Below are 25,222 nucleotides of genomic sequence, written 5' to 3' on the forward strand. Positions count from 1 at the left end.
TAGCGGGCGAATACCGCTTGGGAAGTCCTTCTATGTTTGCAAATCCTTCAGAATGAAATTCTCGACACGGAGGTTTCAGCGTGGCTTCACCAAGGGGAACGGCAGCGTCTCGCGAATGCTGCGTCCGGTGATCAACATGACGATGCGGTCCACGCCCATCCCCAATCCACCGGTCGGCGGCATCGCGTGCTCGAGCGCCTGCAGGAAGTCCTCGTCGAGCTCCATGGCCTCCGGATCGCCGTTGGCCGCCAACATCGATTGTTCGGTGAGCCTGCGCCGCTGTTCGATGGGATCGGTGAGTTCGCTGTAGGCCGTACCCAATTCGACACCCCAGGCGACCAGATCCCAGCGCTCGGTCACGCCGGGAATGTTGCGGTGCGCGCGGGTCAGCGGGGAGACCGAGGTGGGGAAGTCGATGTAGAAAGTCGGCTTCTCCGTACGGGATTCGACCAGATGCTCATACATTTCCTGCACGACCTGTCCGGCATCCCAGCCGTGCTGATAGGGCACCTCCGCCTTATCGCAGAGCTCGCGCAGTTCATCGAGTGTGGTCCGCGGGGTGATCTTGCTGCCGATCGCCTCCGATACCGCGCCGTGCACGGTCTTCACCGCCCATTCCCCGGAGATGTCCACCTCTTCGAAGGAGCCGTCCGGTTTGGGACGCAGTGCGACCATCGCGCCATTGGCGGCCTGCGCGGCGTTCTGGATGAGCTGGCGGGCCAGCTGCATCATCCGCTCGTAATCGGCATGTGCCTCATAGGCTTCCAGGCTGGTGAACTCAGGATTGTGGCTGAAGTCCACACCCTCGTTGCGGAAGTTGCGCCCGATTTCGAAGACCTTCTCCATACCGCCGACGCACAGCCGCTTGAGATACAGCTCGGGCGCGATCCGCAGATACAGATCCAGATCATAGGCATTGATATGGGTGAGGAATGGTGTCGCATTGGCGCCGCCGTGCACCTTCTGCAGGATCGGGGTCTCCACCTCGAGATATCCCCAGGCGTTCAACGAATCCCGCAGCGAGCGCACCACCGCGGTGCGCTTGCTCAGCACCTCGCGGACCTCGGGATTGATCGCCATATCGACGTAGCGCTGACGCACCCTGGCCTCGGGATCGGCCAGGCCCTTCCACTTGTCCGGCAGCGGATGCAGGCATTTGCCGATCATCCGCCAGTCCGCGGCAAGCAGCGAGAGTTCGCCGCGGCGGCTGTGCCCGATCTGACCGCTGACCTCGATCAGGTCACCGAGATCGAAGAATTCGCCGAATTCGGCGCTGCGTTCGGCGCCGACCCGATCGCGATCGATGACCAGCTGGATATCGTCGGTCCAGTCCCGGACCACCGCGAAGATCACCCCGCCGTAATCGCGGATGCGCAACAGTCGGCCGCAGATCCGCACCGTGGTGCCGCGCGGTGAACGACGCGCCGCCGCAACGGTATGCGTCGGCGGATAGGCGACCGGATAGGCGTCGACACCGGCGGCCGTGAGCCGTTCGAGCTTGTCCATGCGCACCCGCACCTGCTCGGGGCGGCGCGGAAGCTGTTCCACCCCGACGTTTTCCGGCAGATCCGGCGGACTGCCGTCGGCGTGCAGTCCGGTGATGCCCGCCGGAACCGCGCTGTGCAGACCGGTGTGGGTAATGGTCTCGGGGTCCTTGCCGAAGCGCGGTAGGAAGCCCTCCGCGAGTGCACTGGCCATGGCCACCCGGGGTAGTTGCCTGCGCTCCTCGAACAGGAAGAACCGGGGCACCCAGTGCGGCTGATACTTCACATTCGACCGGTACAGCGCCTCCAACTGCCACCAACGCGAAAAGAACAGCAGCACACCGCGCCACAGCCGCAGCACCGGTCCAGCGCCGATGCGTCCACCCTCCTCGAAGACCGAGCGGAATACCGCGAAGTTCAGCGAAACCTTGGTGATGCCATGCTGTTCGGAGGTCAGCGCGAGCTGAGAGATCATCAGCTCCATGACACCGTTGGGGCCGTGTGGATCTCGGCGCATCAGCTCGAGTGACGCACCGGTGCGTCCCCACGGCACCAGCGACAGCATGCCGAGCACCTGGTCCCGCGGGTTCACCGCTTCCACCAGCAGGCACTCGCCGTCGAGCGGATCGCCGAGGCGGCCGAGCGCCATCGAGAAGCCGCGCTCGGTTTCGGTATCGCGCCAGGCATCCGCACGCGCGATCACCTGCCGGAATTCCTCGGCCGGAATATCGCGATGGCGGCGGATCCGGACATGGATCCCGTGCTTGCGCAACCGGTTCGCGGCCTGGCGGACCTGCTTCATCTCCGGGCCCGCGAGCGAGAAGGTCCTGGTGTCGAGAATTGCCTCATCGCCGAGACGCAGCGCCGAAAGTCCGGCCCGCCGGTACGCCGTCGCACCGAGTTCACTGGCGCCCATGACCGCTGGGGCCCAACCGAATTGGTCGGCCAGTTGCAGCCAGGCATCGATCGCCTGCGGCCAGGCCTCGCGAATGCCGATCGGATCACCACTGGCGAGGCAGACGCCCAATTCGACGCGATAGGTCAGCGCCGCCTTGCCGCTCGGCGCGAACACCACCGCCTTATCGCGCCGAGTCGCGAAGTAGCCGAGCGAATCCTCGACATCGGAGCGTTCCAGCAGACCGCGGATCGCGGATTCGTCGGTGCCGGTCATCGCATTGCCCGCGCGTTGCGAGCGCAGCAGGATGACCACCGCGGCCAACAGTGCGATGGCGCCGAAAAGACCGAGCAGGAAGTTGACGAACGGGCGCGGATGGCCGTCGAAATGTTCGTTGTCCACCAGGACGGCGGCGGTGACCCGATAGACCGACCACAGCGGCCGCTGCACACCACGCGGCAGCGAACCGGGGAACAGTTCGACCAGACCCCAGCCGAGCAGACAGCCGACCGCGAGACCACCGGCCAGTACGCCCAGCGCCTTCCAGCCCGCGCCCCGGCGCACCTTGGTGTAGAACTCCCGCCAGGACGCGAGCAGCACGCCGATCGCGACGATCTGCACCATCGCGGCCACCAGCGCGTGCATATTGGCCTCGTCGGCGAATTCGAGCACATTCGCCAGCGCGTAGAGCCCGATATAGCCGAGCAGCAACCACCAGGCGATCCGCTTGCGGCTGGCCGTCGCCCCCGCGAGCAGACCGACCACCAATGCCCACACGAGGCTGGTATCCGGTGCGTCGAAGTAGTACAGGTCGATGTAGCGACGCGGCACATGCGTCAGATATCGCAGGCCGGGCGAGAGGCTCCACAGGAAGCAGAGCACGGCGAACACACCAAGGATCAGACCCGCGATATGCGGGACCTCGCGCAGCCGTCCGTGTCCGCGATGCGGAACCGGTGGTGCCGATCTTTCCGAGGGTGCTTCGGTGTCGAGATGTTGCCGGGCGTGCGTGGTTGTCACAGCACCAGTGTGTACGGTGCCGCGGTGGTGGTGCTCGAAGACCACCCGGGCATGTCGGTTACGGGTGCGTCATCGCCGGTCGTTCGCACCGCGGATGGGGGTGGGATTTCCGGTTCGACGGCGACGGAGTAAGGATGTATCCCATGTCCGATGCAGTCGATGTGCCGATCGATGACGACGTCATTCGACTCGGTCAGTTCCTCAAGCTGGCCAATCTGATCGATTCCGGATCGGAGGCCAAGACCGTGATCGCCGCGGGTCTGGTACGGGTGAACGAGGAGGTGGAACTGCGTCGCGGACGGCAATTGCATATCGGCGACATTGTGGCCATCGCCGGTCACAAGGCCAGGGTGGCGGCGGACTAGTCGCTCGGTCTCAAGCACGGACCACGATGCCGTCGTGGTCGCTGTAGAGCATATGGCCGGGCACGAAGGTAACGCCGCCGAATTCGACCGGGATATCGCGGTCGCCGCTGCCGGTCTGGGTGCTCTTGCGCGGGTTGGTGCCCAGTGCCTTGATGCCGATATCGAGCGTGCGCAGGATGGCCGAATCGCGCACCGCACCGTTGACGATGACGCCGGACCAGCCGTTGGCCACACCGCGCCCGGCGATGATGTCGCCGACCAGTGCGGTGTGCACGCTGGCGCCGCCGTCGACGACGAGCACGCCGCCGTTGCCCGGCTCGCTCAGGGTTTGCTTGACCAGCAGGTTGTCCTGGAAGCAGCGGATCGTGGTGATGCGCCCGGAGAACTCCGCGCGCCCGCCGAACTGGATGAACTGCGTATCGCAGCTACGGATTTCGGGGCCGATCTCGTCGGCGAGGTCCGCGGTGGCAATGGCGTTCTGCGATTCCGTCACTGTGTCATTTTGCAGCGCCCGCGGCGCCGCGTGTTCGCGGCCCCCTGTGTCTCGCGAACAGTCGCTCGTAAGACTCGCTCCGTGGTGGTTGAGCGAGTGCTGACGGTTAGCGCTGGCCGATGGGCGCCCGCGCAAGGCTGTGTCGCTAGCGGTGCCCGTAATGCATCTGGTACTTGATCCGCTCGGTTTCGCGCATCTTGTTGTGGTCGATCCATTGCGGATCGAGGCCGTGCTGCCGCATCCGGTAGCGGCGCCAGACATAGCTGCGCGCCACGGTGAACACGACGAGCGGCACGACCATCATGATGATCACGCCGATCTTCAGTGCGATCGGCCCGGGGAACAGCAGCGGGACCAGCAAGAGCGGGATGAATGGAACGATGAACCGGACGAGATAGCGCACCTCGGCCCCGTGCCCGACGAGGTCGTGGATGACCCACTCGTGCAGCTCCTCGGGGAGCTCGCGGCCGAGATCGTATGAGATCCGCTGGCCTATCGTGGGGCGTTTCATATGTCCTTTCATATGTCCAGGCTATGCCTGTGATATGCGTCACCGCCAGGTTCGGCGCATATTCGCCAGCCGGAATCAGGCGCGACCGTGGCGTCGTTCGTAGTCCAGCCGCTCGGTTTCCGCGCGCTTGCTGGACGCGGAGTCGGCCAGTGCCGGATCGAGGCCATGCTTGACCAGACGCGCCCTCCGATACACATACATCAGCGCGGCGGTGAAATAGATCAGCGGCAGATACAGCAGCGCCATCATCGCCAGGCCCATCCATTTCGGTCCCGGTACCAGCAGGAACAGACTCAGTACCGGGATCATCGGAATGAGGAAGCGCAGCAGATAGCGCCGGGCCGCACCGGGACCGGTCAGATCCTCGAGTACCCAGGCCGACATCGACTCCGGCAGCGTGCGTCCGCAGATGTAGGCGATGCGCTGTGGAAATGTCGGTGTCGTTCGGTCGGCCATGGTGCCAAGCATCCTCCGCCCGGACCGGCGAGGACAAGTTCCGGCTAGCCCTGCCGGCTTGCGTGGAATTCGGCGATCTGGGTGGTCAGGTTGTGTGTGGAGTGTTTCACCGCGATCTTCACGAACGGCTCGATGGTCTTGCCCAGCACCTTGCCCGCGATTCCGCCCGGCACGCGATAGTCGACGATCGCGTCGACCGTGCACCTGTCGGTGCCCTTGGCATGGAACAGGAAGGTCGATTCGATCTCGAAACCCTTGATCGACTTCACCGCGATCGCGTAGTTCTCTTCCCACCGCACGACCTGTAGGCGCGAATGCAGCGCGGCGGGGCCGAGTTTGATGGTGCCGTCGAAGGTCGCGCCGACGCCCTCGACCTGCTCGGTGATCGGCGTGAAGTCCTGGACCTCGGTGATGAAACGCGACAGATTCCGGTAGTCGTTGACATACGCGAAGGCTGTTTCGGCTGATGCCGCACAGTCCTCGACGATCTTCACCTCGGTCATGGGCACAACTGTAACGGGTTGTTATCTGCCCGCCAGAGGCTGCTTGCATTTGCAAGCGTCAGGCGGTGACCGCCAGTGTCGCCGCCAGTCCGAAGGCCACGGCCATCACCGCCACCTCGATAACCGCGCGCCGCAGCGAGGAATCCGCAGTCATCCGATGCCCCGTCGCCTGCGGTACCCAGGCCCGTCGCCACCACCAGCCCAGGGCCAGCAGGGCAACCAGCACAAGGGTTTTCGCCAGCAGAATGCGGCCGTAGCCGGTCGTCACGAACGGTGCGATCCCACCCACCCGCACCAACCCGTTGACCAGACCGGTAACCGCGACGATGCCGACCAGCGGCAGCGCAACCGCCGAATACCGCGGCAGTGTCACCGCCCACTCGCCTCGGGTGCGCACCACCAGTGCCAGCGCGACCAGCAACCCGAACCACGACGCCGCCGCCAACGCGTGCACCGCCGCGAGCACCGAGCCGAACGGTTGCTGCGACATATGCCCCGTGATCGGCCGCAGCGCCAGCGCCACCGCGGCGAAGATCAGCACCAGGTCGGCCGATGCGGTCTCCGGTCGGCGGAACGCCATCGCCGAATAGCAGGCGACCGCACCACTGCCGATCAGCACCGCGATACCGACCTGACCGCCACTGATCTCGACCAGGAAACTGCCGAACTGCCGACCGCTGAGCTTGCCGACGGGCACGCCGACGACCGCGGCCGCCTCGAAGACGAGCACCGTGAATTCGGTGACACACCAGATCCCGGCCAGCACCGCGGTCGCCCGCCACGGCGGCCGCAGCCGATCGTGCAGCCGGGGCAGTGCGGCCAGACCGAGCACGGTCGCCCCGGTGCAGTCCGCCAGCACCCGGACAACGCTCTCGGTCTGTGCGGGGGCCGGGACGGCCAGGATCAGCGCGAGCGCCACGCCCAGCAGCCCGGCCGGGACGACCAGCAGCAGAGCTTGCGCATTCCCGCCGCCGGTCGTCGGCTGCACCTTGTTCACCGGTGTGCTCTTCTCACCACTACGATTTGCGGCTCCAGCCGCCGAACAGGGCGAATGCCAGACCGCCGCCGAACAGCACGACCGCGCCGATGATGAAGACCCACAGCGGAATTCCGTCGGAGTCATCGGCACCGCCGGAGTTGTTCTGGCCGTTGGCTTTCGGGCCCGGGCTACCGTTGCCCGCCTTGGTCAGGGTGAAGCTCAGCTCGCCCTTGACCGGATGGCCGTCGGCGGAGGTGACCCGATAGCCGATCTTGTAGACGCCGGTCGGGCCGAGTTCGCCGACCGTGACGCTGACGGTCGGGCCGTCCACCTTCGGGTCGCCCTTGGACCACAGATTCCCGTCCGGCCCCACCACGGTGAGAGCCGGAAAGCTTTCCTGCAGTGGCTCGTTGAAGGTGATGCTCACCCGCTCCGGACCGGTTTCGACGCTCGCGCCGTCGGCGGGCACGCTGCTGACCGGCGTGGAATGGGCCGCCGCCGTTCCGGCCGCGAGCGCACCCATGCTCAGCAAGAGCAGGCCCGCGACCAGTCCGGCGACCACGCGGCGCATGGCGGTGCCGCGCTCGCTCATGCCCGGCGTCCGCGGATCACATTGCCCAGACCGAGCGCCACGCCGAGCAGGCCGAGCGCGAGACCGATGCCGCCCAGCCAGCGCGCGGTGCTGTCGGTGTCCTTCGACTTCGCCGAGGCGGCGGCCGAACTGCCGACGTGGTGGCCATCGCCGTCACCGGCGGCGGCCGCCAGGGTGAGCATCGGTGCGGGATGCTCGGGTTCGGAACCGTCGGCGCCCATCGGCTGATCCCATTCGACGACCTTGCCGTCGCTGTAGGTCTGGGTGGCCGGGAAGCTGACCATCTCCTGGGTCGGCAGCGGGCCGACCGAGAGGACGAAGCGCTGGAACTGGCCGGGCCGGACGCCGGGCGTGCCGGGATCGGCGGTCCAGGTGACCGAGGTGGCCTCGGCCTTGTCATTTCGACCGACCTTGGAGCTCCAGCCCGGAATCGGTTCGGTGCGAGCGCTCTTGAGGTTGGGCAGGGCGACAGTGAGCCCCGTGGTGTTCGCGGTCTCCGATTCGGTCGGGACCTTGAAGGTGATCACCGAGTAATTGCCCTGCGTCGCGCCGGGTGCGTCGGCGGTGACATGTGCGGAGGCGGTGCCACCCGCGAGGAGCACGAAACCGGCGGCGGCCACCGTCGTGCAGGCGTGCGTGATCTGCGTACGCATGGATGAAGTGCTTTCTGTCCGAAGAGGTTTGGGTGTGGCGGGTCAGGCCGACACCGGTGGCGCGCGCGGACCGATCGCGCCGTTCGGATGAAAGCGGTAGTGCCGGAGAATGGGATTGGACCAGCGCGGCGGGCTGGTGAGTGCGAGCGGTGATCCGGCGGTGGAAACCGCGCGAATGACGCTGGAGGCCAATGCATAGAGCCGCTCGGCCAGCAGGATCAGAGCGACGCAGCCGAGTGTTGCGATCAAGTGCGCCGACAGCATCCAGCCGGTGGGCAGATACGGGTCGAGTCGCGGTGCGGCGGCGTGGGTGTGGCTGTGGTCGATCAGCCCGGATAGCACCGCATGTCCGGCCAGCTGTCCGAGCGCGAGCGGACCGAGTACGGCCCAACGGCCGTCGGTGTGCCACAGCTGCCCGGCGACCCATCCCATCGACGCCGAAACAACAAGCAGCAGTGCGGATTCGGCCGAATCCGGAAATCCGCCACCGCCCGCACCGTGTGCGGCGATGGCGAGCGCACCGACCAGACCGCCGACCAGACAGCCGCGCGGGCTGCCGGAGGGCTGGTCGGGGGACATCGGATGGATCAGCCGACGCCGAGGCGCGCCAACACGTCCGCCTCGATACCGGACAGCTCGCTCGAAATCGACGCGTGCACGGCGCGACGACGCGTTGCGGGCATCTGCTCCGCGGTCCGGATCGCGGCGGTCAGATTGCCGAGTCGATCCTGGGTGGCGGCAACGAATTTCTGCGTCTCACCCTTGCTCGCCTTGTCGCCGGACTGCGCGCCGATCTTGTCCAGGGCGGCTTCGGTATTGGAGATCCGCGCCTGCAGCCGACCGCCGTGTCCGCTGAAATCACCGAGCTGCTCGACGCCGACGCCGAGCTGATGCGCCCGACGGGTATCGATCCGGCCGCGGATGTAGGTCGCGGCACGGTAGGCCAGCGGCGCGAGCACGGGCACCAGCACCCGGGCGACACCGAGGTACTTGCTGACCTGGCTCGCGGTGAACGGATCCCGCTCGGCCTTGGCGGCCACCTTCAGTGCGGCCTTCTCCTCGGCCTGCAATGCGGCGATCTGCGCCTTGGCGACCTTGCGCTGGGTGCGGGCCTCCGCGCGGCGGGCCTTGCGGTCGTTCCTGGCGCCGAGTTTCGCCTCCACGGCGGCCTTGTGCTTGAGGGCCTTCGCCTCGGCCCTGCGGCTCGGCCGCCGCTTGCGCTTCGTGAACAACCCCATCGAAGGCCCTCCTGTGTCTGATTTGCCGCGCCTGCGGCGCGGCGTGTTCGCGGCCCCCTGGTGTCTCGGCGAATGGCCGCGCCTTCGCGCGGACGTGAGACGGGCCGCGAACGTCGCTCGTAAGACTCGCTCCGAACGGGTCGAGTGATATTGAATCATTCCGTTGCAGGACTACCAGTGCATAGGTCTATCACGCCGCCCACAGGTGCACCACGCGAGTTCAGGGTGTACTCGGCGACCTCATGTCAGGCGGTTCGCGGAGTTGTCAGGGGTCTGGACCATACTGCGTATGTGTATTCGGGCAGCGGTGACCGCGACGGTCGCAATCACGAAGGCGTAGCCGACGAGCGGCAGGCCGAGGTGAATACTGCGTCGATGCCCGCCGAGCCCGCGTCGATGCCGAGCGAGCCCGCCCCGATATCCGCCGAGCCGACCGCATTCGTCGATGCCAGAGCATTGATCGGCTGTCGGCACCGACTGCATCTGAATGCCGCGCATCCGGACCTGCTGACCGGGGTGATCGAGGATGCCGGGGTCCGCCAGCGCCGGGAGGCGGCGACCGCGCATCGCACCCGGGTGCGCGAGGCACTGATCGCCGCGGATCCGGACAACTGGGTGGTCATCGATCCGACGCTGCGCGCGGGGGAGCGGGCCGCGGCCACCATGCGCGCGTGTGCCGAAGGCGCACAACACATCTGGGGCGCACTGCTGCCCCAGGAACCGGACACCGGCCGCCGCGGCGGTGCGGAGATCCTGCTGCGTGATCGCGATCGGGGCGGCTACATCCCGGTCATCGTGGTCAATCACAAGGTCACCGATCCGCGTCAGCCCGAACCGGCCGATTTCCACCCGACCACCTCGGATCCGTATCACTGGGATCCGCAACCGGATCCACATCGCAAACTGCGCCAGCAGCCCCGTGATCAACAGCGGCTCGCGCATCTGTACCGGATGCTGCAGCGGCACGGTCTGGCCAGTCCGGCGCTGGTCGGCGGCGTGATCGGCTACCACTTCGACCGCATTCTCGTGCACGATCTCGGCCCACTGCTCGCCGATTACGACCGGCGCTATGCCGACCGAATCGCGGTGGTGCGCGGAGAATTGCCGACGGTTCCGTCGAAGGTGCCCGAATGCCGCCAGTGCCCGTGGTGGACGCGTAAAGCGCCCGCCGACGAGGCGCGGGTCGCCGGTCAGAGCTGCGAGGGCTGGCTGACCGAACATCGTGACGTGAGCCTGGTCGCGCCCGGTTCCCGCGCCGAGGTGCTGCGCGGGCACGGCGTCGAGACCATCGACGATCTGGCCGCCTGGGTCGGCGACGATCCGGAGGACTGGCAGCACGGACCGTTCGACGAGGCCGTGGTGACCGCCCGCGCCTGGCTCGCGGGCGCGCCGCTGGTGCGCCGGGTCGAGCGGGTCTGGGTGCGCAGGGCCGATGTCGAGGTGGATGTCGATCTGGAGAGCTTCCAGGAGTACGGCGCATATCTGTGGGGCACGCTGCTCGACGGCGTGTACCGTCCGTTCGTCACCTGGGATCCGCTGCCCACCGAGGATGAGGGCCGTTCCTTCGGCGAATTCTGGACCTGGCTGATGACCGTGCGCGCCGAAGCCATCGCGGCCGGGAAAACCTTTGCCGCCTACTGCTATTCGCGTACCGCCGAGGACAAATGGCTCTACGAATCGGCGCGCCGGTTCGCGGGTCGGCCCGGGGTGCCGACGGTCGAGCAGGTGCGCGCGTTCGTCGACGAACCGCAGTGGGTGGATATGTTCCAGGCCGTCTCCGATCAGTTCATCTGCCCGAATGGCAAGGGGCTCAAGAAGATCGCTCCGGTGGCCGGTTTCTCCTGGCGCGATCCGGAGGCGGGCGGCGAGGCGTCGATGAGCTGGTACCGGCTGGCCGTCGGCTACGAGGGCGAACCCGATCCGAGTCAGCGCACCCGGCTGCTGGAGTACAACGAGGACGATGTGCGGGCCACCATGGTGCTGCGCGAATGGATGCATCCACGCCCCGCACGGGCCGCTGATCCGCACCGCGCCGACATCGAGGTGCCCGGCTTGGCCGACTTCGGGCAGATGTCGGCGGATGTCGGATAGCCGCAGCGGTACCATCGCGACGTGACAGAGCACGTCGAACAACTCGAGTTCCAGGCAGAAACCCATCAGCTGCTCGAGCTGATGATCCATTCGGTCTACTCCAACAAGGACACGTTCCTGCGGGAGCTGATCTCGAACGCCTCCGACGCGCTGGACAAGCTGCGGCTGGAGTCCTTCCGCGATAAGGATCTGCACGTCGACACCGCCGATCTGCATATCGAGCTGGCGGTCGACAAGGACAACCGGATCCTCACGGTCAGGGATAACGGCATCGGCATGTCCCGCGCCGAAGTGGTCGATCTGATCGGCACACTGGCCAAATCCGGCACCGCGGAGCTGCGCAAGAAGCTCAACGAGGCCAAATCCGATGCGGCGGCCGAGGAGCTGATCGGCCAGTTCGGCATCGGTTTCTACTCGACCTTCATGGTCGCCGACAAGGTCACCCTGACCACCCGCAAGGCGGGCGAGACCGAGGGCACCCGCTGGGAGTCGGCCGCGGGCAGCTCGACCTACACCATCGAAACCCTCGACGAGGCACCGCAGGGCACCGCCGTCTCGCTGCAGCTCAAGACCCCGGACGAGGACGACCACCTCTTCGACTACACCCTGGAGTGGAAGCTCCGCGAGATCGTCAAGAAGTACTCCGACTTCATCGCCTGGCCGATCCGCATGCAGGTCGAGCGGACCGTCACCGAGGGTGAGGGCGAGGAGAAGACCGAGAAGACGATTCTCGAGGAGCAGACCCTCAACTCCATGAAGGCGCTGTGGACTCGCCCGAAGAGCGAGGTCAGCGACGAGGAGTACAAGGAGTTCTACAAGCACGTCAGCCACGGCTGGGACGATCCGCTGGAGATCATCCCGATGAAGGCCGAGGGCACCTTCGAGTATCAAGCGCTGCTGTTCATCCCGTCGCACGCGCCGTTCGATCTGTTCACCCGCGAGCACAAGCGCGGCGTGCAGCTCTACGTCAAGCGGGTGTTCATCATGGACAACTGCGAAGAGCTGATGCCGGAATACCTGCGCTTCGTCAAGGGTGTGGTGGACGCGCAGGATCTGTCGCTCAATGTCTCGCGCGAGATCCTGCAGCAGGACCGGCAGATCCAGATGATCCGCAAGCGCCTGGTGAAGAAGGTGCTCTCGACGGTCAAGGAACTGCAGGGGGCAGAGGACCAGGAGAAGTACCAGACGTTCTGGAAGGAGTTCGGGCGCGTCCTCAAGGAGGGCCTGCTCTCGGACTTCGACAACCGCGAGACGCTGCTGCAGGTTTCCTCGTTCGCCTCGACCAACTCCGAGGAAGAGCTGACCTCCCTCGCCGCCTATGTCGAGCGGATGAAGGACGGCCAGGACGCCATCTACTACATGACCGGCGAGACCCGTCAGCAGGTCGAAAGCTCCCCGCATATGGAGGCCTTCAAGGCCAAGGGCCGCGAGGTGCTGATCCTGACCGATCCGGTCGACGAGATGTGGGTCGGTTCGGTCACCGAATTCGACGGCAAGCCGTTGCAGTCCATCGCCAAGGGCGAGGTCGATCTGGAGACCGAGGAGGAGAAGAAGGCCACCGAATCGCTGCGCGAACAGCAGGACAAGGACTTCGCCGAACTGCTCGGCTGGCTCGGCAAGACCCTGGACAGCGTCAAGGAGGTGCGCCTGACCAACCGGCTCACCACCTCGCCCGCCTGTCTCGTCGGTGATGTCTTCGACTTCACCCCGATGCTGGAGCGCATGTATCGCGCCTCCGGTCAGCTGGTGCCCGAATCCAAGCGGATCCTCGAGCTGAACCCGACCCACCCGCTGGTCACCGGTCTGCGCGACGCCTACGACACCCGCAAGGACGACGCCGACGCGGGTAAGGTTCCCGAGCTCACCGAGACCGCCGAATTGCTCTACGGCACAGCGGTTCTCGCCGAGGGCGGCGAACTGAAGGATCCGGCCCGCTTCGCCCAGATCCTCACCGAGCGGCTGACCCGTACGCTCTGAAGGTCGACCAGCCAAGAATGAGGACACAAAACCAGTGAGCGGTTCACATAGGTTCCAACCTGTGTGAACCGCTCACCAGGTCTGCGACGACCCGCCAGGTTGTCGGACAAGTCGGGGACGGGCTGCGCTCCGGCACTGATTCACCGCTGGGCGCCGACGCGACTATCGTGGCATTTGATCTGGCTTGAATATGCGGGGAGGCGGCTAGCTGACGTGCCTAATGCGAACGGGCCGGTCATCCGGGCCGCACGTGCCGATGACTACGACGCCATCGCCACCGTTATCGATGACTGGTGGGGGCGCTCGGTATTACCGCACCTGCCCAGGCTGTTCCTCGACCATTTCTACCGGACCAGCCTGGTCGCCGAGGTGCCCGGCGCCGGACGGCGGGAACCGACCGAATGGCTGGCCGGATTCCTGATCGGCTTCCTCTCACCGTCGGAATCGGATGAGGCCTACATCCACTTCGTCGGCGTCGATCCGCAGTCCCGCAAGAGCGGCCTCGCGCGCGAGCTCTACGAGCGGTTCTTCGCGATCGCCAGGGCCGATGACCGCCATATCGTGAAGGCGATCACCTCGCCGGGCAATGACGAGTCGATCGGCTTCCACCGGCACCTCGGTTTCACGGTCGCCGGACCGGTGCGCGACTACAACGGGCCCGGCCATCACCTGATCACCTTCGAACGCAAGATCTGATCTGCTTGGCGCACAATGAGATCGGCCGGAGTTGGTAGGTTCCGGGGGTATCGCCCGGTTAGCCTTGGACGGTCGAAAGGATCGTCAGCTGATGTCTGGTAACCCGCTTGCCGCCGCCGAACCGTGGGATCTCGTCGCCGACGGATATGCCGAATTCGGACCCGCGATCGTGGCGCCTTTCTCCGCACAAGCACTAGAACTCGCCGCTCTTTCGGCACGATCACAGGTGGTCGATGTCGCGGCGGGTCCGGGCACGCTGAGTCTGCCCGCCGCCGAACGGGTGGCGCGGGTATCGGCCATCGACTTCTCCGAATCGATGATCCAGCGACTGACCGAGGACGCACGCGCCGCCGGGCTGACCAATATCGAAGCGCGGGTGGGGGACGGGCAGGCGCTGCCGTTCGACGACGCGAGCTTCGACGCCGGTTTCTCGATGTTCGGCCTGATGTTCTTCCCGGATCGGGCCAAGGGTTTCGCCGAATTGTTCCGGGTGCTGCGTCCCGGTGCCACCGCCGTGGTGTCGAGTTGGGCGCCGGTGGCCGAATCATCGCTCATGCGAATGATGTTCGGCGCCTTCGCCGCCGCCGATCCGACCATCGAAGAACCTCAACCCAATTTCCTCAACCTGGAAAATCCGGAGGTCTTCGCGACCGAGATGCGCACCGCGGGTTTCGCCGGTGTGAGCATCCAACGTCACACCAGCACACTGAGTTTCGCCGATGCCGACGAAATGTGGGAGACCATGATGCGCAGCAGCGCCCCGCTGCTGCTGATGCGCCGCACCGTCGGCGAGCAGGTGTGGGCCGAACGCGTCGCCCTGATGCGCGCCTACCTGGCCGTCAACTACCGCCCGCACAAACCCCTCTCGACCACAGCCTTCCTCGGCATCGGCCACAAGCCGACCCCCTGATACAGCCACACCGAAACGCCCCGCCATCCAGCGGATGACGGGGCGTAGTTGTCTTGCGCCGCAGGCTCTCAGCGGGGAGCCATCCGCAGGGCGCCGTCCATGCGGATGGTCTCGCCGTTGAGGTAGTCGTGCTCGACGATGTACTGCGACAGCTGCGCGTACTCGTCCGGGCGGCCCAGGCGCGACGGGAAGGGCACACCGGCCTCGAGGCCCTTGCGGTACTCCTCGGTGACACCGGCGAGCATCGGGGTGTCGATGATGCCGGGGGCGATGGTGTTCACCCGGATGCCGAACTGGGCCAGGTCACGCGCGGCCGGGACGGTCATGCCGTGCACGCCGCCCTTGGAGGCCGAGTACGCGATCTGGCCGATCTGGCCCTCGAACGCGGCGACCGAGGCGGTGTTGATGATGACGCCGCGCTGACCGTATTCGTCGACGGTGTCGGTCTTGGCGATCGCGTCGGCGGCCAGCCGCATCACATTGAAGGTGCCGAGCAGGTTGACGGTGATGACGGTGCGGAACAGCTCCAGATCGTGCGGGCCGTTCTTGGACAGGATGCGCCCGGCCCAGCCGACACCGGCGCAGTTCACCACGATGCGCAGCGGCACACCGGATTCCACGACCTGCGCGACCGCGGCGGAAACCTCGTCATTGCTGGTGACGTCGGCGGGGATCAGGGTGACGCCATCGGGCACGTTATCCCCGGCGCGCTCGATGGATTGGGGTACGTCGAGTCCGAAGACGGTCGCGCCCAGATCGGCGAAACGCTTGGCAGTGGCGGCGCCGAGGCCGGATGCGCCTCCGGTGATGATGGCGGCGGAACCCGAAATCTCCACGATGGTCCTCTCGTTCGTGACAGCCAGTTGGCCCTTCGTCAATTGCACCCTAACCGGTGCCATATGAGAGGCCGATCACGACTCCCTCGCACCCGATGCCCGCCCCCCATAGCACTGCCGGATAAACGGGAAATTATTTGCGAACATACGTGTTCGCGGCTGGTATCGTCGCAGCTATGCAGCATCGCGAAGCGGTTCGATCAGGGGTGGTGGCCGGGTGACGGGTCGGCACCTGTTTTCCGCCTCGTCCGTGGCCGGGCGCAGGATTCTGATCACCGGCGCGGCGCGCGGCATCGGGGCCGCGCTGGCGCGGCAGCTGCACGCGAAAGGGGCGAAGGTAGCGCTGCTCGGGCTGGAGGCGGATCTGCTCGCGGAGGTGGCGCGCGAATGCGATGACGCACCGTGGCGCTATTGCGATATCGCCGATCACCGGCAGGTGGAGCGGGTGGTCAGCACGCTGGTCACCGAACTCGGCGGGCTCGATGTGGTGGTGGCCAATGCCGGGATCGCCAAACAAGTGGCGCTGCTCGGCGGGGATCCGGCGGTCATCGAGGAGACGCTGGCGGTCAATGTGCTCGGCGTCTACTACACACTGCGCGCCGCCGGACCGCACATCTGTCATCCGAACGGATACGCGCTGGTCGTCTCGTCGCTGGCGGCCGCAGTGAATCTGCCGCTGGTCGGGGCCTACAGCGCGTCGAAGGCCGGGGTGGAGGCGCTCGGCAATACGTTGCGGCACGAGGTCAGGCATACCGGCGCGAAGGTCGGGGTCGCGTATTTCGCCGAACTCGATACCGATATGACTGCGCGCGGCTTCGGTACCGCCGCCGCACGGGCCATTCTCGGCCGGTCCACGGTGTCGGGAGTCGCACCGCTCGGTCCCGCCATCGATGCGGTCGAGCGCGCCATCGCCCGGCGTAAACGTCAGGTGGTGTCGCCCTGGTGGGTAGCGGTGGCGTTGCCGTTCCGGCCGATCGCTCAGCGCGTCATCGATATCGCGCTGCGGCGCGGGGTGGCGCGGGCGTTGGAGATCGCGCGCACCGAAGATGCGCCCTTCACCACCGACCAACCGGCCAGACCCCGCAAAATGGAGCGACCGGCGTAGCCGGATATCGTCCGCCCGACCTTCGGAGCCATTGCATGACCGAATCCGCCAGCAGCGCACGCCAACTCCCGCGGGGGCGACACGGCCTGCCTCGGGAGCAGGTGATCGCCTCGCAGCGCGAGCGGATCCTGAGCGCGATGGCCGAGGCCATGGTCGAGAACGGATACGTCGGGACCTCGGTCGCGGCCATTCTGAAGCGGGCCGGGGTTTCCCGAGAGACCTTCTACGAGCAGTTCCGTTCCAAGGAGGATTGTTTCGAGGCGGCCTACGAGCGGGCTGTCGAGTTGCTGATCGCGAATGTCGCGAATGCGATCAGCGGCGATGCGCGGGACTCGGCCAACCCGGCCGATCCCGACCGGATGGGCCGCATCCTCGAGGCCTATTTCGACGGGCTGATCGCCGAACCCGCGTACGCCCGCCTCTACCTCGTCGAGGTCTACGCGGTGGGCTCGAAGGCTGTCGCCCGCCGAGCCCAACTGCAGGAATCCTTCGTCTCGATGATCGCCGACGTCCTCGACGCCCGCACCGACCAACAGCGTTTCGCCTGCCAAACCCTCGCCGCCGCCGTCAGCGCCATGGTCACCGCCCGTATAGCCGTCGACGACCTACCCGGTATCCGAGCCCTCCGCGAACCCCTACTCGACCTGGTCCGCCGCAGCGGTGACCTCTACGGCGAGGCGATGCACCAGTTCGAAGTGCGGGCCTGAATGGCAGTACCGGCCGCGCGTGGGCGACTCGCGGCGGCTGCGTATTTCGCGCTTGGTGACATGCCGCCCGGGCTGATGCCGTACAAAAGCAAGCCGGGTGGAAACCGCCGGTCCGGTTGTGTATGCCCGTCAGTGCGGCGCGGGGTCTTCTCCCATGCTGACAACGGCGTGTGGCGCGGTTACGGCGGGCCGGAGCACAGCCCCGTCGGCTGCTGTTGGCGTGGCGTTCGGGACCCGCGCGGAATTTTGCTGCACTGATCGATCTCTACGGCGAAGCGATGTCGCGTCAGTCGGAAGGACCGGCTTCAGCGCGAGCGATCAGCGCCTCTGTTCGGCGGGTTCGGCTACCGCGACGGGTTCCGAATTGCGCCGGGTGCGCCGCGAGCGAATCAGCAGGGCAATGCCTGCTGATGTCGCGTCAGTCCGAAGGACCGGCTTCAGCGCGAGCGATCAGCGCCTCTGTTCGGCGGGTTCGGCTACCGCGACGGGTTCCGAATTGCGCCGGGCGCGCCGCGAGCGAATCAGCAGGGCAACGCCTGCTGCGGCCGGGGCGGCGGTGGCTAGTGCGCCGCTGGTCAGCATGCCGAGGTCGGGGCTGGTGGCGGCGAGCAGGCTCGCGGTGCCGAAGTAGAGGAACAGCAGGCCGGAGCAAATGCCGATGACATGTTCCGGTAGATGCTTGCCGACCAGAATGCCCGCGGCGATGGCGAGGGCGTCGGCGGCGACCATGCCGATGGTGGAGCCGATCCAGACGCCGACCCAGCTGTTGTCGGTGGCCAGGGCGGCGGTGGCGAACATGGTGCGGTCACCGAGTTCGGCGAGCAGGAATGCCGAAAGGACTACGAAGTACGGCGCGGTTGTCGAACGTGGCGGCTTGGGTTCGGTTTCGGCATCATCGCTGCCGAAATGTTCGCGCAGCGTCCACAGACCGACAGCCAGGAAAGTCAGCGCGGCGACCAGGGCGATGGCCCGGGTGGGCAGCGCGGCACCGAGGAAATAGCCGACCCCGACCGAGATCAGATGTACCGCGGCGGTGGCGGTCGCGATGCCGCCGAGCACCACCCACCAGCGGTAGCGCAGCGCGAACGTCAACGCCATCAGCTGGGACTTATCACCCAACTCGGCGAGAAAGACGATTCCGACGCTCAGCAATATCGTCGCGATCATGTGGTGTGCACTCCCGGGCTCCGGCCGGAAGATCGGGTTACGACTCCGGCCGACAACGAAATGGTTGTCTCGGCCGAAGGTCTCGCCCACCGGATCTACGCCGGTTCACGCGGCCGGGTCCGCGCCCTCGTGAGGCGGCGGACCAGTATGTCGACAGCGCGATTGCGGGCTACTCCCCTTCGCTGCCATCGACTGTACCCCCGCAGCCGCACTCACACCAACCCGCAGTAACCGAAATCGCAATGCGCACAATAAGTTTGGCAATCCAACCGTCGAGTTTCGGGTACCCTCACAGATCCAGCAGCACGCTCTCATCAAGAAGTGAGCTAGCCCTTGGCAATCCGCGCGAGGTCATCGCAGAGCGTCCGACTATCTCGCACAACGTGCAACCTGTGCGAGGCAGCCACCGGCTATGCGAGGAGTTCAGGCGGCGAGGAGCATGGCGAGGACCGCGGTGTCGGGGTCGCTGATGGGGTCGAGGCCGACGCGGCTGACCAGAGAGGTGACGGTGCCGTCGGATTCGGCTTCGGCCCAGGCGGCCCGGTGTTCCAGGCCCAGGTGTGGGACGCCGGGCAGGAGTACGCATCCGGATGCCACGCCGACGCATTCCGGCAGCGACGGGCGGGTCTCCGAGGGCGGATGCAGCATCAACAGCGCCGGTGGCACATGATCGGCGAACCGGCCGGGTTCGAGCGCCTGCTCGCCGAGCACCGGTCCCTCGGCGAGCACCAGCCCGACGGTGCCCGGCTCCGGATCATCCGGTAGCTCCTCGCGCACACCGAAGACGGTCGAAGTGGTCAGCAATCCCGGATATGAGGCGACCCGCACCGCGAGCACCAATACCTGTGCCCATTCCTTGGTGGTGTCCGGCCAGCGTCCGGAGATGACGAACCCCCGCAGCGATCCGCGGGCCTGGAACGGCGTGATGCCGATGGGTCCGTTCGTTTGCATGATGCCTCCCGTGATCTAACCGGGGGCGGCTTTGCCCGTCCTCGAACTGTGGATTCTCGAGGATGCGCCAAAACTCAGTTGGCACACAAGTACCAAAGAGTGCTAATCGGACATCACTAAGCAACGAGCCCGCGAACCGAGTCGGTTCGCGGGCTCGCGGGCGGGAAAGCTCAGCCGAAGATGAGGCCCTTGGCCTGGCCGACGGCGCGGGCGAAGCGCTCCTGCACGTCCTCCCAGTTGACGACGTTCCAGAACGCGGTCACGTAGTCCGCCTTGACGTTCTTGTACTGCAGGTAGAAGGCGTGCTCCCACATGTCGACCTGCAGCAGCGGGATGATGCCGAGCGGCACATTGGCCTGCTGGTCGTAGAGCTGGAAGGTCAGCAGTTTCTGGCCGAGGGTGTCATAGCCGAGCACCGCCCAGCCGGAGCCCTGCAGGCCGTTGGCCGCGGCGGTGAACTGGGCGCGGAACTTGTCGAACGAACCGAACTGGTCGTCGATCGCGGCGGCCAGCTCGCCGACCGGCTTGTCGCCACCGTTCGGGGACAGGTTCTTCCACCAGATCGAGTGGTTGACGTGGCCGCCCAAGTGGAAGGCCAGGTTCTTCTCGTTCAGGAAGATCGCGCCGTGGTCGCCCGCCTCGCGAGCGGCCTCGAGCTTCTCCAGTGCGGTGTTGACGCCGGCGACATAGGCAGCATGGTGCTTGGAATGATGAATCTCGTTGATCTGCCCGGAGATGTGGGGCTCCAGGGCGCTGTAGTCGTAATCCAGATCTGGCAACGTGTACTCAGCCACGATGTCCCTTCCTAATGTCTGGGCCGTGTGTGCCCTCCGTCTCGAGCACACTCAACCATCATTCGTACACCCGCTCGTTTGCAACCGCGGTCCTTGCCCCCACATTCCGCCGGGCAACGCTGGACAACTGACGGTACGACTGATTTCGTGAGTACATGGGTAACTCGCCTGGGTCCGCCGAAAAGTCGGCCAGGCACCCACGCATGACCTGAGACCGGCCGTGCGGCACTCGACTCGTATGGCCTGAATACGCGGAGAGGCGGATGAGCACCATGTCCTGGTACGACGAACTGGTCGGACGGGTCCATCTTCCCGAGCCGGTGATGGTGACACGGGAGCAAGCGCTGCCCGGTCGTCCCGACCCGCTACAGGTCTCGGAGACCCATTATGTGAACGGTCGGCCGATACATCCGCCGTTTCCGGAAGGCCTGCAGGTCGCGGTGCTGGCCATGGGTTGCTTCTGGGGTGCCGAGCAGGAGTTCTGGCAACTCGACGGCGTCTTCACCACGGCGGTCGGGTATGTCGGGGGCTACACCCGGAACCCGACCTACGAAGAGGTGTGCAGCGGGCGCACCGGCCATACCGAAGCGGTACTGATCGTGTTCGATCCGAAGGTCATCGACTACGCCGGTGTGCTGCGCCGGTTCTGGGAGAACCACGACCCGACCCAGGGCATGCGCCAGGGCAACGATCGCGGCACCCAGTACCGCTCGGCGATCTTCACCGTCGACCCGGCGCAGGCGCGGCTCGCACGCAGCACCGCGCAGGCCTTCGGCGAACGGCTGGCTGCCGCCGGTTATGGCGAGATCACCACCGAGATCACCGAACTGCCCGGACAGGGCGGGACGGATCCGCTGCGGGCGCTGCCCGAGTTCTTCTACGCCGAGAGCTACCACCAGCAGTATCTGGCCAAGAATCCCGGCGGCTACTGCCCGGTGCATGCCACCGGTGTCAGCTGTCCGGTTGGACTCGGTGCCTGAAACAGGACCGCACACCCGGCGACCGGGTGTGCGGTTCCAGGGGCGCTCTAGAGCGGGGGGACGATTCCGGGGCGCATAGCCCGCGGATCGCCCTCGTCATGCGCCTTCCACCAGCGCACCCCGCCAGCGATGAATTCCTTCAGTGGGATTTCGGCGCCGTTGCTGTCGTGAATCGTGATGTCGTCGAACCACACGCGCACATCGAGTTCGCGCGGGTCGATGCCCTCCTCCTGGGAGAATTCGAGTACGTGCGTGGCGGCGTGCGAGTCGATCTGGGTGTCGAAGCTGAGCAGTTCACCCCAGTGCACCCAACCGCTGTCGTCCACATCGATGAATTCCCAGCCGTGCAGTCGTCCGCCGCCGAAGCTGCGGATGGCAGCGTCCAGATTGTCCAGCTGTAGCGGCAGCACCCTGGGCGCCACATCGTCCCATTCCTGAATGCGCAGTGAGGCCGCGACTCGACTGACCCTGGTGAAGGTCAACTTCACGCGGTAGTCCTCGGGTGCGGGCCCTTCGACCGGAAGCGTCAATACCTCCAGGTCGAGGCTCAGTTGCGCGTTCGCGGTATCGACCTCCACGCCTAGGCATGTGGCCTCCGAGAGTGCTGTGTTGAGTGCTGTTGTATCCATTCCGTCGAGTAGCCCCCTGCTCACGTTCATGCACCCAGGCTACCGACAGCCCCTGCGAGAACCCGGTATTTCGGTTATTCGCCGGTGTTCTGGATTTCTGGGGAACCGATCCGCGATCGGCGGCGTCCAAGTAGATATCGGGACCTGCACAGCCTCAGATCCCGAAGCGGCGGCGAATGACCGCTCCGGGATGGCTAGGAGGGGAGTCTCGGATCGGTCGTTCGTACCGCGACCTGCTCCAGCAATCTCTCGGGATCGTCCACCCGATGCGGGATTCGGTGCATCAGCCCTTGTAGATCGACAGCTGCTCGATAGCCGATGCCTGTGACCAGTGTGCTGGACGATAGCTGTGGGCTGTGGATCAAGTTGTGGATTATGTGGATAACTTCGACCGAGATATATGCGAGCAACCCCGGAGCGGGGCATCGGACAGGATCCAGAAGCACAGAACATACCCGAGGTAACGTGCCGATGTCGAGGCCGTGAAGTGCCCGTGGGGCACCGGCATAGCGGGGCCGGAACTCCCCCGCGTAGCGCCACCCATGGCAGGATCGAAGCGTGACGAGCCCCGAAGTGTCGTCGGTGCCGGTGGAAGCCGTACCGGACGAATTCGATAAGACCGAGCGTGTCGCGGCGGACGCCCCGGCGGCGATTCTGCTCGACGTGCGCGAGGACGACGAATGGCAGCTCGGCCATGCGCCGGGGGCGATCCATATTCCGATGGCCGACGTGCCCGCCCGGGTCGACGAGCTCGATTACGACGCCCAGCTGTATGTGATCTGCCGCCAGGGCGGCCGCTCCATCGAGGTGGTCAAGTACCTGGCGCACATCGGATACGACGCGGTCAATGTCAGCGGTGGCATGGTGGCATGGCAGCGGGTTGGTCGACCATTGGTCGCGGACGGCGATCACCAGGCGAAGATCTACTGAGGTTAGAGAGAGGGGCGCCGTGAGTACGGTGGTACAACCTTGTGCGCGCTGCGGCGCGCGCTGGGCCGTGCAGACGACGCCGATGCACTGGTGCCCGCGCTGCCGTGGCGTGCTGTTGTCACCTGCCCCCATCGACGCCCCCGCCGAGCGGCGCAATTACCGGTGGGTGGCGCGCCGCCCCGATCAGCGCGTCCGCAAGCTGAGCTCAGGTCGGCCGCGGCCATCGGTGGAAACGCCGCGCTACCAGCAGATTCCGCGCTGGGGCCTGCTGGATCCGCCGGTCGAGTCCGCCCCCGCGCCACAACGGCCGCTGGACCGCCTGACCAACCGGGCCGGTGTGCTGCTCATCACGACCGCGGCGGTTTTCGCGGTCGCCGCCTGCGCCGAACTGGGGCGCTATCTGATCCTGCTGCGCAACCGCACCCGACTGATTCCGTCGTGGCTGCTGCACATCTCCGATGCCATGGTGTGGCTTTCCGCATCGGTCGGCCTGGCGCTCGGGTTGATAACGGCGATCGCGATGCTCGGCTGGTTGATCGAAACGCGCCGGGCCGCCTTCGCCGCGGTCGGTCGCCGTGACCCGCGGTTGGTTCGGACGCTCGTGCTCGGCTGCCTGATTCCGGTGGTGAATCTGCTGTGGCCCGGTGTTTTTCTGACCGAGACGGTCGCCGTGCGGCCGGACCCGCGGACGCTGCGGGCCGTGCGCATCTGGTGGGTGGGCTGGGTGCTCGGCGCCGGCTGCACGGCCGCGGCCCTGCTGTGGCGGACCGCGGATACCCTGCAGGCCAAGGCGGACGGTGTGCTGTTCACCGCGTTCACCGATCTGGTCGCGGCCGGGGTCGCGGTGCTGACGCTCTGGGTGCAGCGGTCGATGACCGATCGTGATCTGTTCGGCCGCACCAGGATCGCGCGCCGGTGGGTGATCGCCGTCGATCCGGCGGTGCCCGTCATCGAACCGGTGCACCCGGGTGGCGGCGCATCGAAGCAGCCCCAGGCCGTCGCGCTGGAAACAAGTACACCGCACCGTGAGCACGAGGAGGTTTCGGCCAAGTGAGCCAGGGCAGTCGCGCACCGTTCGTCGTCGCGCACCGGGGAGCGTCGGCGGCGCGCCCGGAACATACGCTCGCCGCGTATGAGCTAGCGCTGCAGGAGGGCGCCGACGGTGTGGAGTGTGATGTCCGGCTGACCAGGGACGGCCATCTGGTCTGCGTGCACGACCGCACCGTCGACCGGACCTCCTCGGGGACCGGACTGGTCAGCGAAATGACCCTGGACGAACTCGCGGGCCTCGACTTCGGTGCGGACGGCGCACCCGCGTCGGTACTCACCCTCAGCGAGCTGATCGAGCTGGTACTCGACTGGCGCAGCAGGCCGACCAAGCTGTTCATCGAGACCAAACATCCGGTGCGCTACGGCGCGCTGGTCGAGAACAAGCTGCTCGCCGAACTCCAGCGCTTCGGCATCGCCACCCCCGCCTCCGCCGATCACTCCCGCGCGGTCGTCATGTCTTTCGCGGCCACCGCGGTCTGGCGGATCCGGCGTTCGGCACCGCTGCTGCCAACGGTTCTACTCGGCGAATCGTCGCGCTACCTGGGCGGCAGCGCCGCGACCACGGTCGGTGCGACCGCCGTCGGTCCCTCGGTGAAAACCCTGCGCGAACATCCGGACCTGGTGGACAAGGCCGCCGCCGCGGGCCGCGCCACCTACTGCTGGACCGTGGACGATCCCGACGATGTGCGCCTGTGCGCCGACCTGGGCGTCAGCTGGGTCGCCACCAACCACCCAGCCCGCACGAAGGCCTTGCTCGCACCAGCCTGAGTCGAATCGCTTCGGCCCCAAGCCGTTTCGTGGCCATCGACATGGCCGAGTTCGCCGCCCCATCTGGCCTTCGCATGCCTGCGGCCGGAGTCAGGCGAGTCGTCGAAGCGCATACGCCGCAGGCCCGGGACTCACCCCGTCCCACGCGAGTGCATCAGGTGCCGAACGACCCGGACCCCAATGGAGCGAGTCTTACGAGTGACCCGTTCGCGGCTCGTCTCGTGTCCGAGTCGTCGGAGGGCATTCGCCCATGGGCCCGCAACTCGCCCTTACGTGAGCGCTCGAGGTGCCGAAGATCCTGCCATTCAGCGACCACGGTGGAGCGAGTCTTACGAGTGACCCGTTCGCGGCCCGTCTCGCGTCCGAGTCGTCGAAGCGCATGCGACGAAGTCGCGAGTCTCGACGGCTCGGACGCGAGACACCAGGGGGCCGCGAACACGCG

General features: G+C 66.3%; 26 protein-coding genes. 11 read left to right on the plus strand and 15 right to left on the minus strand.

What is annotated here, in order from left to right:
* Positions 1-75: 75 nt before the first annotated feature.
* Positions 76-3,399, minus strand: a complete 3,324-nt coding sequence (gene lysX / locus ACQP1T_RS00315) for a bifunctional lysylphosphatidylglycerol synthetase/lysine--tRNA ligase LysX (RefSeq protein ID WP_433757934.1) — start codon at positions 3,397-3,399, stop codon at positions 76-78.
* 143 nt (positions 3,400-3,542) lie between these two features.
* Between lysX and ACQP1T_RS00320 the strand changes: the two genes are divergently transcribed.
* Positions 3,543-3,764 (plus strand): RNA-binding S4 domain-containing protein, encoded by a 222-nt coding sequence (locus ACQP1T_RS00320; protein WP_433757935.1) that lies wholly within the window; start codon positions 3,543-3,545, stop codon positions 3,762-3,764.
* 10 nt (positions 3,765-3,774) lie between these two features.
* Here the strand turns inward: ACQP1T_RS00320 and rraA are convergent, their stop codons facing one another.
* From rraA to ACQP1T_RS00365, 9 genes are all read right to left on the minus strand, one after another.
* Positions 3,775-4,257, minus strand: coding sequence for a ribonuclease E activity regulator RraA (gene rraA / locus ACQP1T_RS00325; protein ID WP_433757936.1), 483 nt, complete (start codon positions 4,255-4,257; stop codon positions 3,775-3,777).
* A gap of 145 nt (positions 4,258-4,402) precedes the next feature.
* On the minus strand, positions 4,403-4,768 hold the full coding sequence (locus tag ACQP1T_RS00330) for a DUF5313 family protein (protein ID WP_433757937.1): 366 nt from the start codon (positions 4,766-4,768) through the stop codon (positions 4,403-4,405).
* A 75-nt stretch (positions 4,769-4,843) separates the two neighbouring features.
* Complete coding sequence (locus ACQP1T_RS00335; RefSeq protein ID WP_433757938.1) at positions 4,844-5,224, minus strand: DUF5313 family protein; 381 nt, start codon at positions 5,222-5,224, stop codon at positions 4,844-4,846.
* Between the two features lie 44 nt (positions 5,225-5,268).
* On the minus strand, positions 5,269-5,727 hold the full coding sequence (locus ACQP1T_RS00340; protein WP_433757939.1) for an SRPBCC family protein: 459 nt from the start codon (positions 5,725-5,727) through the stop codon (positions 5,269-5,271).
* A 58-nt stretch (positions 5,728-5,785) separates the two neighbouring features.
* Positions 5,786-6,724 carry a copper resistance D family protein gene (locus ACQP1T_RS00345; protein WP_433757940.1) on the minus strand — a complete coding sequence of 313 codons (939 nt, stop codon included), beginning with the start codon at positions 6,722-6,724 and terminating at the stop codon, positions 5,786-5,788.
* Between the two features lie 19 nt (positions 6,725-6,743).
* Complete coding sequence (locus ACQP1T_RS00350; protein ID WP_433757941.1) at positions 6,744-7,298, minus strand: copper resistance CopC family protein; 555 nt, start codon at positions 7,296-7,298, stop codon at positions 6,744-6,746.
* Positions 7,295-7,951 carry a YcnI family copper-binding membrane protein gene (locus ACQP1T_RS00355; protein WP_433757942.1) on the minus strand — a complete coding sequence of 219 codons (657 nt, stop codon included), beginning with the start codon at positions 7,949-7,951 and terminating at the stop codon, positions 7,295-7,297. The genes ACQP1T_RS00350 and ACQP1T_RS00355 overlap by 4 nt, the downstream gene beginning before the upstream one ends.
* A gap of 42 nt (positions 7,952-7,993) precedes the next feature.
* Positions 7,994-8,530: a hypothetical protein gene (locus tag ACQP1T_RS00360; RefSeq protein WP_433757943.1), complete on the minus strand. Its 537-nt coding sequence runs from the start codon at positions 8,528-8,530 to the stop codon at positions 7,994-7,996.
* 8 nt (positions 8,531-8,538) lie between these two features.
* Complete coding sequence (locus ACQP1T_RS00365; RefSeq protein ID WP_433757944.1) at positions 8,539-9,189, minus strand: DUF6474 family protein; 651 nt, start codon at positions 9,187-9,189, stop codon at positions 8,539-8,541.
* 291 nt (positions 9,190-9,480) lie between these two features.
* Between ACQP1T_RS00365 and ACQP1T_RS00370 the strand changes: the two genes are divergently transcribed.
* From ACQP1T_RS00370 to ACQP1T_RS00385, 4 genes are all read left to right on the plus strand, one after another.
* The gene (locus ACQP1T_RS00370; protein WP_433757945.1) at positions 9,481-11,280 is read left to right on the plus strand and encodes a TM0106 family RecB-like putative nuclease; all 1,800 of its coding nucleotides are present in this window, start codon (positions 9,481-9,483) and stop codon (positions 11,278-11,280) included.
* 21 nt (positions 11,281-11,301) lie between these two features.
* Complete coding sequence (htpG, locus tag ACQP1T_RS00375) at positions 11,302-13,257, plus strand: molecular chaperone HtpG (RefSeq protein WP_433757946.1); 1,956 nt, start codon at positions 11,302-11,304, stop codon at positions 13,255-13,257.
* Between the two features lie 213 nt (positions 13,258-13,470).
* Positions 13,471-13,953: an N-acetyltransferase family protein gene (locus ACQP1T_RS00380; RefSeq protein WP_433757947.1), complete on the plus strand. Its 483-nt coding sequence runs from the start codon at positions 13,471-13,473 to the stop codon at positions 13,951-13,953.
* A 91-nt stretch (positions 13,954-14,044) separates the two neighbouring features.
* Positions 14,045-14,863 carry a methyltransferase domain-containing protein gene (locus tag ACQP1T_RS00385; RefSeq protein ID WP_433757948.1) on the plus strand — a complete coding sequence of 273 codons (819 nt, stop codon included), beginning with the start codon at positions 14,045-14,047 and terminating at the stop codon, positions 14,861-14,863.
* Positions 14,864-14,931: 68 nt separating this feature from the next.
* On the opposite strand, the gene ACQP1T_RS00390 is transcribed toward ACQP1T_RS00385, so the two are convergent.
* Positions 14,932-15,699 (minus strand): SDR family NAD(P)-dependent oxidoreductase, encoded by a 768-nt coding sequence (locus ACQP1T_RS00390; RefSeq protein ID WP_433757949.1) that lies wholly within the window; start codon positions 15,697-15,699, stop codon positions 14,932-14,934.
* Between the two features lie 217 nt (positions 15,700-15,916).
* Between ACQP1T_RS00390 and ACQP1T_RS00395 the strand changes: the two genes are divergently transcribed.
* Positions 15,917-16,804: an SDR family NAD(P)-dependent oxidoreductase gene (locus ACQP1T_RS00395; RefSeq protein ID WP_433757950.1), complete on the plus strand. Its 888-nt coding sequence runs from the start codon at positions 15,917-15,919 to the stop codon at positions 16,802-16,804.
* 35 nt (positions 16,805-16,839) lie between these two features.
* Positions 16,840-17,511: a TetR/AcrR family transcriptional regulator gene (locus tag ACQP1T_RS00400; protein WP_433757951.1), complete on the plus strand. Its 672-nt coding sequence runs from the start codon at positions 16,840-16,842 to the stop codon at positions 17,509-17,511.
* A gap of 450 nt (positions 17,512-17,961) precedes the next feature.
* On the opposite strand, the gene ACQP1T_RS00405 is transcribed toward ACQP1T_RS00400, so the two are convergent.
* The 3 genes from ACQP1T_RS00405 to ACQP1T_RS00415 form a co-directional block, all read right to left on the minus strand.
* The gene (locus ACQP1T_RS00405) at positions 17,962-18,678 is read right to left on the minus strand and encodes a TMEM165/GDT1 family protein (protein WP_433757952.1); all 717 of its coding nucleotides are present in this window, start codon (positions 18,676-18,678) and stop codon (positions 17,962-17,964) included.
* Between the two features lie 423 nt (positions 18,679-19,101).
* Positions 19,102-19,629 (minus strand): peptidase, encoded by a 528-nt coding sequence (locus tag ACQP1T_RS00410; protein WP_433757953.1) that lies wholly within the window; start codon positions 19,627-19,629, stop codon positions 19,102-19,104.
* A gap of 170 nt (positions 19,630-19,799) precedes the next feature.
* The gene (locus ACQP1T_RS00415; RefSeq protein ID WP_040685719.1) at positions 19,800-20,423 is read right to left on the minus strand and encodes a superoxide dismutase; all 624 of its coding nucleotides are present in this window, start codon (positions 20,421-20,423) and stop codon (positions 19,800-19,802) included.
* Between the two features lie 272 nt (positions 20,424-20,695).
* On the opposite strand from ACQP1T_RS00415, the gene msrA reads away from it, so the two are divergent.
* Positions 20,696-21,403, plus strand: a complete 708-nt coding sequence (gene msrA, locus ACQP1T_RS00420) for a peptide-methionine (S)-S-oxide reductase MsrA (RefSeq protein ID WP_433762550.1) — start codon at positions 20,696-20,698, stop codon at positions 21,401-21,403.
* Between the two features lie 47 nt (positions 21,404-21,450).
* On the opposite strand, the gene ACQP1T_RS00425 is transcribed toward msrA, so the two are convergent.
* Positions 21,451-22,062, minus strand: coding sequence for a hypothetical protein (locus tag ACQP1T_RS00425; protein ID WP_433757954.1), 612 nt, complete (start codon positions 22,060-22,062; stop codon positions 21,451-21,453).
* A 528-nt stretch (positions 22,063-22,590) separates the two neighbouring features.
* Here ACQP1T_RS00425 and ACQP1T_RS00430 point away from each other — a divergent pair.
* From ACQP1T_RS00430 to ACQP1T_RS00440, 3 genes are read left to right on the plus strand one after another with little or no spacing between them, the layout of a single operon-like run.
* Positions 22,591-22,962, plus strand: coding sequence for a rhodanese-like domain-containing protein (locus tag ACQP1T_RS00430; RefSeq protein ID WP_040685721.1), 372 nt, complete (start codon positions 22,591-22,593; stop codon positions 22,960-22,962).
* Positions 22,963-22,981: 19 nt separating this feature from the next.
* Positions 22,982-24,016, plus strand: coding sequence for a DUF4328 domain-containing protein (locus ACQP1T_RS00435; RefSeq protein WP_433757955.1), 1,035 nt, complete (start codon positions 22,982-22,984; stop codon positions 24,014-24,016).
* Positions 24,013-24,780, plus strand: a complete 768-nt coding sequence (locus ACQP1T_RS00440; protein WP_433757956.1) for a glycerophosphodiester phosphodiesterase — start codon at positions 24,013-24,015, stop codon at positions 24,778-24,780. The genes ACQP1T_RS00435 and ACQP1T_RS00440 overlap by 4 nt, the downstream gene beginning before the upstream one ends.
* The last annotated feature ends 442 nt before the right edge of the window (positions 24,781-25,222 follow it).

Origin of the sequence: Nocardia sp. CA-135398 (assembly GCF_050955845.1) — a bacterium.
Lineage (GTDB): Bacteria > Actinomycetota > Actinomycetes > Mycobacteriales > Mycobacteriaceae > Nocardia.